The 16,862-nt window shown below is 35.2% G+C and carries 15 protein-coding genes and 3 pseudogenes; 16 read left to right on the top strand and 2 right to left on the bottom strand.

Going from position 1 to position 16,862, the window contains the following annotated elements; translation table 11 throughout:
- Positions 1-241: 241 nt before the first annotated feature.
- Positions 242-661, bottom strand: a complete 420-nt coding sequence (locus QFZ72_RS17340; RefSeq protein WP_307435608.1) for a hypothetical protein — start codon at positions 659-661, stop codon at positions 242-244.
- A gap of 358 nt (positions 662-1,019) precedes the next feature.
- On the opposite strand from QFZ72_RS17340, the pseudogene QFZ72_RS17335 reads away from it, so the two are divergent.
- Positions 1,020-1,240 (top strand): annotated as a pseudogene (locus QFZ72_RS17335) (radical SAM protein); the annotation flags it as partial.
- Positions 1,241-1,398: 158 nt separating this feature from the next.
- Here QFZ72_RS17335 and QFZ72_RS17330 read toward each other — a convergent pair.
- On the bottom strand, positions 1,399-2,850 hold the full coding sequence (locus QFZ72_RS17330; RefSeq protein WP_307435605.1) for a YfcC family protein: 1,452 nt from the start codon (positions 2,848-2,850) through the stop codon (positions 1,399-1,401).
- Positions 2,851-3,372: 522 nt separating this feature from the next.
- On the opposite strand from QFZ72_RS17330, the gene QFZ72_RS17325 reads away from it, so the two are divergent.
- From QFZ72_RS17325 to QFZ72_RS17255, 15 genes and pseudogenes are all read left to right on the top strand, one after another.
- A complete protein-coding gene (locus QFZ72_RS17325) occupies positions 3,373-3,519 on the top strand; it encodes a hypothetical protein (RefSeq protein ID WP_307435602.1) in 147 nt (48 codons plus the stop codon).
- A gap of 205 nt (positions 3,520-3,724) precedes the next feature.
- On the top strand, positions 3,725-4,972 hold the full coding sequence (locus QFZ72_RS17320) for an MFS transporter (protein ID WP_307435599.1): 1,248 nt from the start codon (positions 3,725-3,727) through the stop codon (positions 4,970-4,972).
- Positions 4,969-6,549 (top strand): gamma-glutamyltransferase, encoded by a 1,581-nt coding sequence (ggt, locus tag QFZ72_RS17315; RefSeq protein ID WP_307435597.1) that lies wholly within the window; start codon positions 4,969-4,971, stop codon positions 6,547-6,549. Before QFZ72_RS17320 ends, ggt begins: the two co-directional genes overlap by 4 nt.
- Before the next feature lie 100 nt (positions 6,550-6,649).
- Entirely contained in the window at positions 6,650-7,099 is a 450-nt protein-coding gene (locus QFZ72_RS17310; protein ID WP_307435594.1) for an Lrp/AsnC family transcriptional regulator, read from the top strand.
- Between the two features lie 887 nt (positions 7,100-7,986).
- On the top strand, positions 7,987-8,562 hold the full coding sequence (locus QFZ72_RS17305; RefSeq protein ID WP_307435591.1) for a chromate transporter: 576 nt from the start codon (positions 7,987-7,989) through the stop codon (positions 8,560-8,562).
- Positions 8,559-9,089: a chromate transporter gene (locus QFZ72_RS17300; protein WP_307435589.1), complete on the top strand. Its 531-nt coding sequence runs from the start codon at positions 8,559-8,561 to the stop codon at positions 9,087-9,089. Before QFZ72_RS17305 ends, QFZ72_RS17300 begins: the two co-directional genes overlap by 4 nt.
- A gap of 91 nt (positions 9,090-9,180) precedes the next feature.
- A pseudogene (locus QFZ72_RS17295) lies at positions 9,181-9,933 on the top strand (type I restriction endonuclease subunit R, EcoR124 family); the annotation flags it as partial.
- A gap of 386 nt (positions 9,934-10,319) precedes the next feature.
- Positions 10,320-10,505 (top strand): annotated as a pseudogene (locus QFZ72_RS17290) (ATP-binding cassette domain-containing protein); the annotation flags it as partial.
- Between the two features lie 143 nt (positions 10,506-10,648).
- Complete coding sequence (locus QFZ72_RS17285) at positions 10,649-10,990, top strand: Na-translocating system protein MpsC family protein (RefSeq protein WP_307435586.1); 342 nt, start codon at positions 10,649-10,651, stop codon at positions 10,988-10,990.
- Positions 10,991-11,211: 221 nt separating this feature from the next.
- Positions 11,212-12,264 (top strand): aromatic ring-hydroxylating oxygenase subunit alpha, encoded by a 1,053-nt coding sequence (locus QFZ72_RS17280; protein WP_307435583.1) that lies wholly within the window; start codon positions 11,212-11,214, stop codon positions 12,262-12,264.
- A 73-nt stretch (positions 12,265-12,337) separates the two neighbouring features.
- The gene (locus QFZ72_RS17275) at positions 12,338-13,333 is read left to right on the top strand and encodes an NAD(P)/FAD-dependent oxidoreductase (protein ID WP_307435580.1); all 996 of its coding nucleotides are present in this window, start codon (positions 12,338-12,340) and stop codon (positions 13,331-13,333) included.
- A 26-nt stretch (positions 13,334-13,359) separates the two neighbouring features.
- Positions 13,360-13,608: a ferredoxin gene (locus tag QFZ72_RS17270; protein ID WP_307435577.1), complete on the top strand. Its 249-nt coding sequence runs from the start codon at positions 13,360-13,362 to the stop codon at positions 13,606-13,608.
- A gap of 253 nt (positions 13,609-13,861) precedes the next feature.
- Positions 13,862-14,686 (top strand): creatininase family protein, encoded by an 825-nt coding sequence (locus tag QFZ72_RS17265; protein WP_307435575.1) that lies wholly within the window; start codon positions 13,862-13,864, stop codon positions 14,684-14,686.
- Positions 14,687-14,764: 78 nt separating this feature from the next.
- A complete protein-coding gene (locus QFZ72_RS17260; RefSeq protein ID WP_307439835.1) occupies positions 14,765-15,502 on the top strand; it encodes an ABC transporter ATP-binding protein in 738 nt (245 codons plus the stop codon).
- A 14-nt stretch (positions 15,503-15,516) separates the two neighbouring features.
- A complete protein-coding gene (locus tag QFZ72_RS17255) occupies positions 15,517-16,851 on the top strand; it encodes an FAD-binding oxidoreductase (protein ID WP_307435572.1) in 1,335 nt (444 codons plus the stop codon).
- Positions 16,852-16,862 lie beyond the last annotated feature (11 nt).

Here is a 16,862-nt window from a genome sequence, read left to right as displayed (position 1 = left end):
ACTCTGTTCCAGTCAGACATTTACCGTTGACAGGGGCGTTTATTTGGCTCTCTAATGTATTTTTAAGTTTCAAGTATCACATGAATACTATATACAAAACTAGTTAACATAATGTAAATTATCGGCAACAAAAAGGGTTGGGTATCCAAAAGGGTCCCAACCCTTTTTGTTGTTACTATAACAACCGTTCTAGGAAGCATTCTAATGGCCAATTATCCTAATCCTCTTTGACTAGTATAAATCAATCCCAGGCTGTTACAGTGGAATTTCCGCCAGAATATTTCGCAAGATAAAATTCGGCTTGATCACCATCGACATATCCACCGATATTTCTGAAGATATGACAGCCATTTGAATCGAAATCATTACTACCTGCTGTTTTAAAGTGGAGACCTACAATACCATTAGATAATACTTTATCATCTTCATTATACGGATCTTCTTCAAATAACTGATAATAACCTGATTGACTATCAGAACTGAGACAAATTTTAAAATCGCCCCCACCTGATAGAAAGATTTCACTTTGGTTGGTAAATTCATCGCTCCCTTGATTATCCCAATCTCCTTCTCCTGCTGTTACTGCTGCTAAAGCAGAAAAGGGGGAACTGACAATCATAATTAATGTTAAAATCCATGCTCCAATCTTTATTTTCCTCATATTTTAACCTCCTTTTTTTAACTAACATTCAAAATTTTAACATATTATTCTTGTTTTTTAATGAAGGATTATACCTGTTTATTCTTCCGTTGTTGTTGTAATAAAGTTTTGTTATTTTTGGATTTTGGTTACCCTGGCATTTAGGTCCAGTGACAGGGTTCCTCCGATAGACCGCAAAGTGGATTTCTGAATTATATAAACAATTTCCCTAATTCTAATTGCCTTCTTTGTAAGAAATCATTAGAATCAAAATAATTACCAAAAAAAGGGGGAAAGTTTATGAAACGAAATTGGAATCCAGATGAGTTACTGGAGCATTTTGGATTAGTTCCGATTGAAAAAGAACTGATTGGCAATAGTTATGGTAGAAGATCCTCCTGACTTCTTATTAGTACAGACGAGAAGCCCACTTGTAAGTAGAGATATTGATTTACTACAGCACTTAAAAGGAAGAGTCAGGGTAACATGACAATTGAGACAGATTCGGAAACAATACGGAAACATTTTACTCCAGAAGCACCTCCTATTCTGGCACGCTTTAAAACATTACAAAAATTAGCAGATGCAGGAATATCGACTCTTTTCCACTTATCATTTATGACGGAGTTTCAAGCAAATAATTTAACTGGTACGAAAACCAAGTAACTTTTCTTAAATCCCTTTTTAAGAAAGAATAGATCCACCGTTCTCACAAACAACATTTATCTTCATATCTTCATATCTTCATATTTTCATATTCAACCATTCCATTGAATAACTTGAGCTGTAATAAGGAAAACAATAGCAAGCACAAGCCATACAAGAAACAACGGCAAGTAGAAGCGAACCCATTTTTGCCAAGGAACACCAGCTAGTGCAAGTGTTGCCAAGAAGTATCCCGATGTTGGAAATAATATATTTCCAAGACCATCGCCAAATTGATAGGCTAATACGGCAGTTTGTCTTGTTACTCCAATCAAATCTGAAAGTGGTGCCAAAATTGGCATGGTAACCAACGCTTGTCCACTTCCTGACGGAACTAAGAAGCTAAACAACATTTGCACCAAAAACATTCCAATAGCGCTAAATACTGCAGGAAATTCACCAACAACAGTACTTAAGCTATTGACAATCGTGTCCATCACTTGACCGTCCTCCATGACAACAGCAACCGCTCTGGCTATACCAATTATGATTGCACCAACCAATACCTCACGAAACCCTTCATTAAACCCTTCACAAATATCTGTTAGCTTTAAATCTGCAATCATTCCAACCACAATTCCCATGGTGATGAACAGCCCTGCCATCTCTAACATAAACCAACCTTTAGCTAATACCCCATAAACAAGTAAAGCAAAAAAGACTAAAAGTACAACAGAAGCTATCTTTTGACGCGTTGTTGCAAGACGTTTGTCCACTGCCGTTTTATTTAAATAGGCCGTTCTTTTATTCAAATCTTCTTCATAAACCAGGCTAGCCTCTGGATTTCTTTTTACCTTTTGAGCGTAGCGAATGATATAAATAATTCCCGCTAAAACAAACACAACAAAAGCTATCATTCTTAACTCGATCCCCGAGAACACCGGAAGCCCCGAAATCTTTTGACCTAACCCCGTATTAATTGGATTAAGAAATCCTGTCATAAATCCTGCTGTCGTTGCAACTAAAGCTACTGCAGCAGCCACCACTGAATCATATCCTAAAGCAATCATTAATGGCAGAATAACCGGAACATATACTAAACTTAATTCCTGAGTGCCAATCAAACTACAAACAGTAGCAAACACAACCATTAATACTGGTATTAATGCAACACTTTTTGTCGCATATTTCCTCGTCAACCTATCTACCCCTATTTCAATAAGACCAGTTTTTCGAATCACCGCAAAAATACCACCGATAATAAATGTAAAAAACACAACTTCACCAGCTGCTACCAACCCCCTCGGTATAGCTGTGATAAATTCCGTTAAACTAACAGGTGTCTGCTCAACTCGTTGATATGAATTCGGCTCAATCGTTGTTCTCCCTTCCGGACCCGGGATTCTTTCGTATACACCAGCCGGAACGAGATAAGTAGCAACCCCAGCAAGTACAATAAATAAAAATAAAATGACGTAAATATGCGGCATCGCGAACCTCTTTTTAACTAATTGAGGTTCTTCATGAATATCATAAGAAACCTTCTCGATTTTTTTTAATGCCAAATTTATTCCTCCCTCTAAGTAGACAGTTTCTGTTCTTAACTTTCGTTGTCATGTAAAACAACACCTCATGTTAAAAAACCTAACATTCTAATTTATTAATAGTTTAAACTATCTATTTTTAAGATTCATTAGAAGATATGTGAATTTTCCGATATTTCTTTGTGCTTTTTAACCAAAAGGAAAGAGAACTCAAGGATAAGGAATAATTATTTTATATTTTATGAATACAAAAATACCAATGGTAAGTATCGTGAACGATCCTAAATTTTATTTGGGTAAGAACTGAAAATCTACAAAGTCAAGCGCTTGTCAAAAAATGCTTGACTTGTCTCTATTATGTCATTTCCCCCCGAGCAGAACTTAGGGGGAGAAAGAGGGGAATCAATATGAAAAACATAACAACAGCATCCCGACACCAATTGTATTTGGTCCTGAGCTATGCAATGCACTTCAAAGATAATGAAACAGTCAAACTGATCTTAGTTGAGGTTAAACAAAGAAACGCCTTAGGGAGGAAATAGGATGTTCTTTAAACAAAAAACGGAGACGATTGACTTTAAAACGTTCCTGGCCGGGAATTTTTGTCTATTAAAAGATATAGTGGTTTATTGCTCGCTTTTTGTAGCAAGCTCAAGTAAAGGAACGGTGAAGCTAAATCTGACATACTAGATCTTTATCACTAATTTGATTGAAATGATTTTTTCATTTCGAAACAAATAATTGAAAATTAACTACGAAACGAATGAAAAATAGCCAAGAGGATTTCGAAATGTCAAAAAAACCATGTAAGAATATGTGACAATAACTCCCTTCTCTGAAAAAATAGTTGCTATAATGATCCCAATATTCCAGATAATAGAAGGGAGTTTTATTAATGAGAAAAACACATCCTGCTTTTGTCATTTTTCTGTTCTTTTTAGGTTGGGTCTTTATGTATGCAGATCGAAATATACTTTCTCCAGTTATGGGGAGTATTGGTGAAGAGTGGGGGTTAGACAATGCTCAGCTAGGTTTAATGTCAACAGTGTTTTTCGCTGCTTATGCTTTCATGCAGATACCAACCGGGTTTTTAGCAGATAAGTTTGGAAGAGTAAAAGTTTTAGTAGTTGGATATCTTTTATTTGGAATTGCAACATACATGAGTGGATTAGCTGCAAGCTTTGGTCTTTTCTTATTGATGCGAGCTATGACTGGTCTTGGTGAAGGTACATATTATGGTTCACAATATGGAATATCTTCGAGCATCACTCCTAAAAAATATAGAGGGCTAGTCTCGGCTCTTATTAATAGTGGAATGGCGTTCGGTATTTCTCTTGGTTTTATCTCATCTAGTTATTTTACTTACACATTAAATAAAGGATGGCAATTTCCATTTTACGTTTTTGCAGTACCAACTATCATTGTCGCCATTTTAATTGGAATATTTGTCCAAGACAATCGGCATAAAGAGCCGAAACAAGGAAAGGAAATACAGGAAAAAGGAAGCATCAAACAGCTATTTACCAAGAATCATATTTTAGTTTATATATTAATCTTTTGTTCATTATATGGATTTTTTGGAATGCTGACATGGCTTCCTTACTACTTGCAAACGGCGCGTGGAGTTGAAGCTTCGCAAACTGGAGTCATTGCATCATTAGTACCATGGGCATCTATACCAGGTGCAATTATCTTTGGGTTCTTGTCAGACAAAATAAAAAGCAAAAAGCCACTAATTATTGTATTAGCATTTGCTGGAGCGTTGTGTCAATTTGCCATTCCATATATAGAAAACTATTCTTTACTTCTTGTAGGATTATCCCTTTATGGATTACTGGGGAAATTAGCACTTGATCCAGTATTAATATCATATATGGCTGATATTACACCATCTTCAATGTATTCAAGAGTATATGGATTTTTTAACTTTAGTGGTATGCTTTCTTCCATTTTTGCACCATATATTACAGGATATTTTGCTGATCAAACTGGAAGTCTAGAATTCGGTTTTTACCTTTCAGGAGGACTATTGATCATTGGGGCAATTATGTTTATCTTTACTGACAATAAAGTAAAGGCAACAACCAATTTTAAAACAAAAGTAATAAAAAGTAACTTAGTTACGGAGGAGAAAATAGGATGAATAAAGCAATTGTAGGGAGTAAGACAATGGTGGTGAGTCCCCATTATTTAGCATCACAAGCTGGAAATACAATTCTTCAAAAAGGTGGGAATGCCTTTGATGCTGCAGTAGCCGTTAGTGCATGTCTTGCTGTGGTTTATCCACATATGACAGGTCTTGGAGGTGACTCGTTTTGGCTTACTTATAGTGTAAACGATCAAAAGGTCCGTGCTTATAATGGAAGTGGTCGTTCGGGTTCTAAAGTAACACGTAACGTATATAAAGGGAAAAGTTCTATTCCAAATCGGGGGATAGAAAGTATCATAACCGTACCAGGAATGGTAGATAGTTGGGATGCTGTCCTGAAAGAGTATGGAAGATTATCATTAGGGGAAGTATTAGAACCAGCTATAGAGTATGCATTGTCAGGGTTTCCTTTTTCAATAGATCAGCATGAAAATACAGTGAAAAATATAGATATACTGAAAAAAGATATAGATTCAGCTGCAATTTTCTTACCAAATGAAACAGTTCCTAATATAAATGGGAAATTTGTCCAAAAAGATTTAGGCAACTCTTTGAAAGATCTTGCAGTAAGTGGAAGAGATGGTTTTTATAAAGGAAAGTTGGGAAATCGAATTATTTCAAGTTTAAAAGAAAAAGGTGGATTACTCACTGAAGAGGATTTTGCTGAACATCAGGGTATATGGATTGAACCGATTTCAACGACATATCGAGGTTATCATATGTATCAGGTTCCGCCTAATTCTCAAGGCTTCGTGGGATTAATGGCTCTTAATATAATAGAAAACTTTGATCTTGCATCTATACAGGAAGGTTCTTACGAATATTATCATTTATTAGTAGAATCATTAAAAAGAAGCTTTCAAGATCGAAATCAATTTTTAACTGATCCTGAGTTTCACTCTATCCCATTAGATAGATTACTAAGCAAATCCTATGCCCAAGAAATGGCCAACTCAATTCAATTTGATAAGGCAAAGGATATTCAAACTCAATCTGTAGGAAGTGATACTGCGCATGCAGCTGTAATTGATGATGAAGGCAACTCTGTTTCCTTTATTCAAAGTTTATACTTTGAATTTGGATCAGGGGTTGTAGCAGGTGATACAGGGATCATTATGCAAAATAGAGGATCATACTTTTCTCTTGATTCATCACGTGCTAATTGTCTTGAACCTAAAAAGAGAACCTTCCATACACTAATGCCAGCGATGGCTTTTAAAGATGGACGACCTCGGATACTTTATGGTACACAGGGTGGTGAAGGCCAACCGCAAACACAAACAGTAATGATTACAAGGATGATCGACTATGGTATGAATCCTCAGCAGGCGATCAGTGAGCCTAGATTTGTCTGGGGAAGAACCTGGGGTGAAGAAACACAAGAACTTAAAATTGAAGGGCGAGTTAGCCTAGAGGTAATCGAGCAACTAATGAAATCTGGACATATTGTAAAAAGAGTAAATGAACTAGATGGTATTATGGGACATGCAAATGCAATCTTAATAGATGATCAAGGCTTTGTACACGGTGGTGTTGATCCCAGAAGTGATGGTGCAGCTGTTGGAAGGTAAAACTAAACGATATTTTTAAACATGATATTTTTGGAAGGCTTTCATCATTTACCTGTTAATATTATACTCATACTATATATTCTTAAAGGATGGGTCTAATTTGAAAATAGATAATATTGACAGGAAAATACTTGAGCTACTTACTGCTAATGGAAGAATGTCTTACTCAGATATAGGGAAAGTGCTAGATTTATCCAGAGTATCTGTTCGTGAACGTGTTAATCAATTAATAAAAAATGATGTCATTGAGAAGTTTAGTGTTGTTATTAATTCAGAGAAAATGGGAAAGAATGTTTCAGCCTTCTTTGAAGTTGATTGTGAACCTTCATTCTTAGTGGAAGTTGCCCAAAAGCTTGCTGATAATCCTTGTGTATCAAGTTGTTATCAAATGACAGGTCCGAGTACATTGCATATGCACGTTTTAGTTGATGACTTTGTTGCATTAGAAAAGTTTATAAATAATGAGTTGTATTCACTTGAAGGAATCACTAGGGTAGAAAGTCATATATTGCTTCGTCGCTTCAAAAGTAGAAGTGGAATGAAATTATAAAAAAATGCTTCTTTAATCATGTAAAGATTGACTTAAAGCTGGGTGCTAGATCCCTCTAATTTTCCTGTTTTGTATAGGAGATAAGTTGGAAAGGGATTATGTGCTATGTGCCTATGAGTCAATCTTATTTTTTTCTTCTGAAAATGCTATATAGATCATTACTCTCGACTTGAAACTTTTAATTTTCTAGTTGAGCTTAAAAATAATAAATAATTATTCAGTAATTCTATAGAAAATCACTTATATTTACTATATAATCAAAAATAATTAGTTTTACCTTACTTTGTTAGTGTATTTGGGTAATATAATTAACAAACGGAAATATAATGATCGTAGATGTGAATTCATACCATGTGTAGCAGATTGTTAAACATTTTATCCAAAGAATTAAGAGGTGAAAAAGAATTGGGTGAATAATAATGATGTTTAAATCTTGGTAAAGCAATGATGAATTTAGTTACTTATGATAAATAACTGCCTTCGTTTTTTTAAAAATGATTATACCACTAGCACTGAGTAAGTAATTGTCTTTGTTGATGCAACATAATGTTACTAAGGTTGGATACTTTTTTGCTGCAAAACCAGTCAAGGTTTTTCCATTAATGTTGGGGACGCCCCCCATTTTCAGATAAAGTGGATGTCCCTTTTTGGTTTAAGGAAAACCCTACTAATCTGCCTTTGGATGGGCGCGCCAAGGAACAAGCTTCTTCTGTCGAAGACTGTTATTGAAGAAATCAAACTCATTTGTTGGTATTTGCATTTTAAGCACCATTTCAAGAACAATGTTAGTCGCACTTTTTACGAACGTATGTTCATAAAAAGTTATTCTGAGTTGAAAGGATACTCATATTTAAAATAAAAATACAAAAATATTAAAGGGGGATATTATGAAGCATCTACAATTATTTTTAGCCTTTTTTCGTGTGGGAATTTTAGGGTACGGTGGAGGACCATCATCTATACCTCTTGTTCATAAAGAAGTAGTGGATAAATATAGATGGATGAATGACGATGAGTTCGCAGACGTACTAGCATTAGGTAATACGCTACCAGGTCCAATTGCAACAAAGATGGCTGGTTATATCGGCTACAGAGTAGCAGGGATATTGGGACTAATTAATGCGACCCTTTCAACTATCGTACCTACAATTATTTTAATGATTGTCTTGTTGACAACAATCTCTTCAGTAAAAGACTATCCTTGGGTGCAGGGAATGACAGCAGCAGTAGTACCGGTAGTAGGTGTCATGTTGGCTACATTAACATGGGACTTTTTAAAAAAATCCCAGAAATCCTTAGGATGGTTAAAGTCATCGATACTCATAGTTATTAGTTTCTTCTTAATGGAGATCTTTGGATTACATCCTGCTATTTTAATTGGTGGGCTTTTACTCGCAGCTATCATAAAGAAGGATAAAGATCCTAAAACAGAACGTAAGATAGAAAGGGGAAATGCTTCGTGATTTATTGGGAAATCTTTCTCGCCTTTTTTATCCCTGGAATTATTGGATATGGTGGTGGACCAGCTTCAATTCCTTTAGTTGAAAATGAAGTTGTCGATCGCTATGGATGGATGAATGTTAATGAATTTAGTGAAGTGCTTGCATTAGGGAATGCTCTTCCAGGCCCAATTGCAACAAAGATGGCGGCGTATATTGGGTATCAACAAGGTGGTATTCTTGGTGGAGTAGTAGGGATTTTTGCAACTGTAGCTCCGTCACTAATCTTAATGATTTTGCTATTAGGCTTTTTATATAAATTTAAAGATTCTCCAAAGGTTAAAAGAATGACCACTTTTATTAGGCCGACCATTGCTGTTCTACTTGGGGTCATGGCCTTTAGTTTCTTTTCTACTTCTTACATGGATTCAGGTTTATGGCAATCTCTCTTTTTAATTATTATCAGTTTTTTATTATTAGAGAAGTGGAAGGTGCACCCAGCTCTAGTTATTGTTGGGGCGATGGGATATGGAGCATTTTTTATTACGTAAGATGAATCCACGACATTTCAAATATAAATAGCAAAAAAATCTAACAAACTCTTTTTAGTAGACTTTGTTAGATTTTTTTAGTCAGACCTTTCCTAATCCAACAGATATTAATGAGCATTCTTCACTTGAAACTTGAATTGAATTTGTGAAAGCTTTTCAAGAGCTAAACAACGCCTACGAAGCTTTAGTTACGTATGATGATTACAACGATGAGATGGAGAAATCAAAAGTACTTCAAGAACAGGTGAAGACCTTAGAAGAATATATTGGTGTGTACAACACAGTTAAGGGATCGCTAGTCGATGAAGGGGGTGACGGACCAGGACCAGATTTCTCAGGCATTGAATTCTATGGAGAAAATGCGATTAAGATCTATGATATTGATTCAACATATATAGACCAATTATTAGGAACGTATTCTGCAAACAATCAGAATATCCGATCAGAAATTGAAAAAGCACTTCAAAAGTTGAAAAAATCAGAGATTGTTAAAGAGGTCTACCGATCCATCTTAAACGCTATTGATAACAAAGAAATAGAAGCAGAGGAAGATATTCTTGTCGTCAAACGGCGTTATTTTACGCAATCCTATAATAAAGCGATAGAAGATTTCGCGAGTACGTGGTTTGTGGAAGAAAGAGAGCTCTATGCATCTGCTGTTCAATATGAGATAGGAACAGACCCTATTCCGAATATTGGGGGAGTCATCAACAGCAAGCAAATTGATAAGTATAAAGCCGTACATTCAGATGCAAAACCATTGAAATACGGACCAGAAATGAAGCGTCAGTGGAGAAAGACATTAGATGAAGTTATTGTACCTTTGGATGACGAGTTGAGATAAAATCATTTTGAAATAAATAAACAAAATCTATCTAGTTATAGGCCAACTGCGAAGCTGTAGTTTGCCTATACTGTTTATCGGAAGGAAAGAGCCGTGAAGATAGAAGAAGTTTCTTCTACCTTCACGGCTCTTTTTATTGAAAATAATGATCGCTAGACAGAGTTCGTATTTTCAAACTATTATACCGACATATTTATGATAAAAAAACCATGTAATAAAACCTCACATGAATGTAGGCTTATAGATAATCTAGTAGTAATATAAAATTACTTAAAGCGATAAGAAAAAGGTGAAACTCAATGGCTACTATCTCTAAGAAGCAAATAGCCCAACTTTACAATCAAATTTTTCAAGAAATTTTCAGTATAGGTTCCCATGATCAAAGAAATGTCCTCATCCCGTTAGAGCTCCGAGGGGGCGATAAACGGAACCATAAAGAAAGGGCTAAGAGAGTTTTAGAAATGGTTGGATTAATAGATTATATGAAATCTTACCCAAGACAATTATCGGGCGGTATGAAAATGAGAGTTTCAATCGCCCGCGCTTTAGCAGCAAGACCGAAAATCCTCCTTTAACGATCTATAAATTATTAGTACGAATAAACTTTTATTACACAAAAAAATACTATGTTAGAAAATATTGCAAATAAATAGATGTGTTTATTTTTAAAGATTACTATAATAATAACTTATTTTTTGGTGAAAGGTGAATACATATGGGGTATATTTCAAAAAAACAATTAGCTGCCCTTTATAATGAGATTAGCAAAGAAATCTTTAGTATAGGTGTACATGATCAAAAGATTGATATTATTGATAATAAAGCATTTATCTTTGCAAGCTCAAAGCGTATACCTGCATTGGATGCACTAAAAGATGAATATAGCGAGCTCGTCTTTTCGCTAGATTCCGCTTTATCATCAAGGTATAAAAAGCTGTTAAAAGAGAGATTAGAAAAATCATTAAATGTAAATATAAGTTCTGTTTTTAGAGATTACGATCCAGTTCAGAGAACAGCGTGTACGGTTATTTGTTTTGAGAATTCGATAATTAGATAAATAAAAGAATTGATGAAAACACATTAAAATGTTTTTTCTTCAATCATTAAAATAAAGTTACGGATGCTTAACCTCTGTTTACGGAAGGAAAGAGCCGTGAAAACAAAAGATGAATCTTCATCCTTTGTTTTCACGGCTCATTTCTTTAAATCATGCTTTAAAGAGGGGGATATTCTGAAAAATAACTAAATAAATAATTTCTAAAGGAAGGATGAAATGATATGAAAGAAAATACAACAATACAAAAAAATAAAAAAAACTCTGAGTATCCTCGAGACTGCACCTTTACATTGGAAGATTGGAATGTTTTAAGTAAATATTGGTTCCCTATTGCCAGATCAGAGGAAGTTACCGATAAACCATTAGCTGTTAAGCTCCTTGATGTAAACTTGGTGACTTATCGTACCAAAAATAAAATTGTTGTTGCACGTGACCTTTGTGTACATCGTGGTGTTCCTCTTAGTATGGGTTGGGTAGAAGGAGAAGAAATTGTTTGTCCTTATCATGGATTTCGGTATACAACAGATGGGAAATGTACAGCTATTCCAGCTCATCCAGATGCAAAGATATCCCCACGTTTATGCATGAAAGTTTATCCAGTAGTAGAAAACTTCGGATTAGTCTGGACCTCAATTACAGGAGAGATTAATAATCTTCCATCATTCTCTGCGTGGGATGATTCAAACTTTCAACAGATTGTCTGCCCATCTTTTGATATTAATGGTTCATCTGGAAGGCAAGTGGAAGGATTTTTAGATGTCGCTCACTTTGCATGGGTGCATACAGAATCATTTGCAGATCGTAATAATGCTATCGTTCCAAAATACCAAGTAGACACTAAGGAGTATGGCTTGCATGTGGAATATTTAAGCTCGGTAAGTAATTATCCAAAGGCGTTTCAGCATCGCAATCCAGAAGGTTTTGAATGGCTGCGTGTCTTTGATGTATATCCTCCTTTTACAGCTACCTTAAAGGTTTACTTTCCGAACGGTGGAGAATTATGGATTATGAATGCAGCAAGTCCAATCTCTGCTAGTGAAACTAGATTATTTGCACCAATTGCACGTAATTTTGATAAGGAGTCTCCAATTGAAGATGTGTATACATTTAATCTTCAAATTTTTATGGAAGATAGAGAAATGGTTGAAAATCAAAAGCCCGAAGATTTACCATTGGACCTTCAAATGGAGGCTCATATTAATGCAGATAAAACATCTATTGCTTATAGGAAACTTCTAAAACAAATAGGTCTTGGAGATCTATATACAAGTTAAGGTGTATCTTTTTATAAACTAAATTTTTAATAATAAAAAAATCAATAAGAATTGGAATATAGGAGGATTTAGATTGAAAAAAGATTCGAAGATATATGACATTACAATTATTGGCGGAGGTCCAACAGGGCTCTTTGCATCCTTCTACGGAGGAATGCGAAATTCATCTGTGAAAATTATCGAAAGTTTACCTCAGCTTGGGGGCCCGCTTTCAACTCTTTATCCTGAAAAATATATTTATGATGTAGCTGGTTTTCCAAAAATAAGAGCACTAGAGTTAGTTAATAGACTTATAGAACAAATGAACCAATTCAATCCAACGATTTGTTTAGAACAAGTCGCGAAAGATCTTGAAATTCAGGAAAATGGTCTAATTAAACTTACTACCGATATTGAAGAACATATAACAAAAACCATAATTATTACTGCTGGAAATGGTGCATTTCAACCAAGAAAGATGGAGCTTGAAGGAGCCGAAGAATATGAAGGAACAAACCTTCATTATTTTATTAATGATTTGGAAAGATTTAGAAACAAAAAAGTTATGGTTTGTGGGGGAGGAGATTCTGCTGTTGATTGGGCACTGATGCTTGAATCAATCGCGGAAAAAGTAACTCTCGTTCATCGAAGGGAAAAATTTCGAGCACATGAACATAGTGTTGAGCAACTACAGGATTCAAACGTTACAATAAAAACTCCCTATGTACCACTAGAAATAATAGGAAATAACAATCGAATTAACGCTGTAGTCCTTGAAAAGGTCAATGGGCGCACGACAGAAAAAATTGAAGTGGATGATGTGATTGTTAATTATGGTTTTGTATCTTCACTTGGCTCTATAAAAGACTGGGGATTAGAGATTGATAGGAATTCCATTTTGGTCAATTCAAGAATGGAAACGAATATTCCAGGAGTTTATGCTGCTGGTGATGTCTGTACATTTAATGGAAAAGTAAAATTGATTGCAACAGGTTTTGGAGAAGCACCAACGGCTGTAAATAATGCAAAATCCTATTTGGATCCAAAAGCAAAAGTACAGCCGCTACATAGTACGTCTGTTTTTGCTTAATGTAGAAAGGGGATAAGATATATTAAATGGCTAAATTTACGATTGTTGATAAAGAAACTTGTATCGCTTGTGGAGCATGTGGCGCAGCTGCTCCTGATGTTTTTGATTATGATGATGAAGGATTGGCTGAAGTTATACTTGATAACAATACAGGGATAGTAGCTGTAGATGAAGATTTATATGAGGATTTATTAGACGCTTGTGATGGTTGTCCAACAGAGTCAATTAAGGTGGCAGACACTCCTTTTCGCACAAATATACAATTGATTAAATGATAACATTTGATAACTTTTAAATAATAATATTATGACTGGAGGGAACAACATAATGATAAAAGAACATGTATTAGTAAAATAATGGCAAGCAGCTGCTTATTCTCATGAGTTGAAAGATAAGCAATGTAAGTATTTATCCTTGAAAAAAGAGTTGTGCTGTTCAGAACAAGAAAAGGAATCAATGCTTTCAGAACAGTGTATGGAGTGGTATAAACATTTCGGGAAAGAATTCCAATAGGAAAGGTTGATAGATATGCTAAACGAAAGATACAAGGGTATTGCATTTGAAAAAAGATTTCTACCTCGTCTGACGACAGAAGAGGTGAAAGAATTAAGAAAGGATGATGCATTAATTATTCTCCCCATTGGAGCGATTGAACAGCATGGTCCTCATTTACCTATTTATACTGATACTTTAATTGGAGAAGGGTTGTTAAATCAGGCATTTGAATTGCTAGATGAAAATGAGAATATTTGGATTTTACCACCTTTACCTTATGGAAAAAGCACCGAACACGCTGGCATGCCGGGTACAATGACCCTATCAGCCTCAACGTTACAATCAGTTGTTATGGATATTGCAAAAAGTGTTCATGTAAGTGGATTTAAAAGACTTCTCTTGTTTAATACGCATGGGGGCAACCATGATTTATTAAATATGATTTCAAGAGAAATTAGAATCGAAACAGGAATGATGGTATTTCGATTAAATCCTGGCTCATCAAAAACAAATTCACTGATCACTGAACAAGAGCAAAAGTATGGAATACATGGGGGAGACGTAGAAACCTCTATGGTACTTCATTATAAAAACAACTGGGTTCATCCTGAAAAATGTCCAACTGAATTTATAAGTTTACCAGAGAATACTAAGCATCTTTATTTAAAAGGAACTAGCTATTTTGCATGGGTAATCAATGATATTTCTACTTCAGGTGTAGCTGGAGATGCTAAAAAAGCAACATTAGAGAAAGGAATAGAAATTAATAGATTTGTTTCTGAATCACTTGCAGAAGCATTAAAAGAAATGTGTAATTTTGATATTGATGAAATTAGTAACAAAATGGTGAAACAGTAAGGGGGACTTAGATTGAGTCAAAATATATCAACATTATCTGAGGAGAATCAACAAGTTTTAGAACATCCAGTTGTTTATATGGATAATGTGAGCAAAGTATATCCAAATGGAAAAATAGCTGTTCAGAATGTCAGCTTAGACATTCATCAAGGAGAGTTTATTTCCTTTGTTGGTCCTTCTGGATGTGGAAAGTCAACCATCTTTAATATGATATCTGGAATTATTGATCATTCTGCAGGAAACCTAGAAATCTTAGGTACAACACCCAGGCTTGCTCAACAACAAAGCACCGATGTGTCATTTGTTTTCCAAGAACCAACTCTACTACCATGGCGTTCTGTTTTAGATAATGTCATGCTTCCTTTAGAATTCCGCAACTTTACGAAACAGGAAAAAAATGAAAAAGCACGTCACGTCCTTGACATGGTTGGATTATCAGACTATACAAAAGCATTACCTCGTGAGCTTTCAGGCGGGATGAAAATGCGTGTATCAATTGCACGGGCCCTTGTTGCAAAGCCTAAATTATTATTAATGGATGAACCATTTGGAGCTTTAGATGAGATTACGAGACAAAATTTACAATCAGAGCTCCTAAGAATTTGGGAAGCTGAAAAAATGACTGTTTTATTTATTACTCATAATGTATTTGAAGCAGTATATTTGTCAACCAAAATAGCCGTTATGACACCTAGTCCAGGGAAAATTGAATCGATAGTAGAGGTACCCCTACCATTTCCTCGGAAAGAAGATTTTAGAACAACACATGATTTTAGTGATATAGCGGCAAAAGTATCTCGAGATTTAAAGTTTTAATAGGAGGGAATCATATGTGGGTTAAACAATTAATTGATTTATTAGGTGAAGATAAAGTATTAATCTCAGAATCTGTTAAAGAGCGCTTATCTAAAGATTATTACTGGTATTCCCCGGTAATATATAAACAGCTGAAAGATAAGGTAGCTGACTGTGCTGTTCAACCAGACACAATTGATGAAGTAAAAATGGTTGTGGCCTTTGCTGTAAAAAATCGTGTTCCAATAACAGTTAGGGGAGCTGGAACAGGTAATTATGGGCAAGCGATACCTTTAGAAGGTGGGATTATTTTAGATGTGACGAAGCTAGACAGCATCATGAAAATAAACTCAACAACAGCGCATGTTCAAGCGGGTGTTAAACTTGGAGTACTAGAAAAAAATCTTAGACAACAAGGGAAGGAATTAAGAATCTTCCCGAGCACCTATATGAAAGCGACAGTAGGAGGCTTTTTATGTGGTGGATCAGGAGGAATTGGTTCTATTAGATGGGGAGATTTGTGGGATGGTAATATTCAATCGATTACGGTTATGACGATAGAAGAGGAGCCTCAAATACTAACTATAAGTGGTGAAAACATGGAGGCATATATTCATAACTACGGAACAACTGGCATTGTTATTGAAGCAACATTATTCGTAGAACCAAAAGTAAATTGGGTCCAACATATTGTCTCATTTCCTACATTTCAGTCAGCCGTAGAATTTAGTGATGCTCTTGCTCACAATGAAGGGATTATTAAGCGCCTAGTTTCAGTTTGTGAATGGCCAATTCCATCACATTTTCAAGGATTAAAAAAATTCCTTCAGGATGATAAATCAATTGTGATGCTAGAAATAGAAGAAGAGGCCGAAGAAAAACTAGAGCAACTTTCCAAAGAATATGAAGGAGAGCTAACGTTTAAAATTCCTGCAGAAAAGTATCAAAAAGGCTTAAAGCTATCTGATTTTACTTGGAATCATGCCACGCTATGGGCTCATAAGCATGGAGAGAATATGACGTATTTGCAAGCTAGGTTTGACAAACATAGGATATTCGAGCAGATGAATGCCATTCGTGCGAAATACGGTTATGAAGTACAGTTTCATTTTGAATTTATAAAAATCAAAGGTGAGATTACACCAGCATCACTTCCAGTTCTAATCTATCAATCAGAGGAACGCTTAAATGAGATTATCGACTTTTTTGAAAGTGTAGGCGTGCAAATAAATAATCCCCACACCTATTTACTAGGTTTTGGAGGATATAACTTAAGAATGCGTGAAATTGAAAATTTGAAGAAAAAAAACGATCCTTACGGTTTATTGAACCCTGGAAAAATCCCTAGTAATAAAGAGATATTTCAATAGAATAGGAGGTA

Source organism: Bacillus sp. V2I10 (assembly GCF_030817055.1).
GTDB lineage: Bacteria > Bacillota > Bacilli > Bacillales > Bacillaceae > Bacillus_P.
The sequence above is the reverse complement of the archived record's forward strand: the minus strand, read 5'-3'. Positions and strand labels throughout refer to the sequence as shown.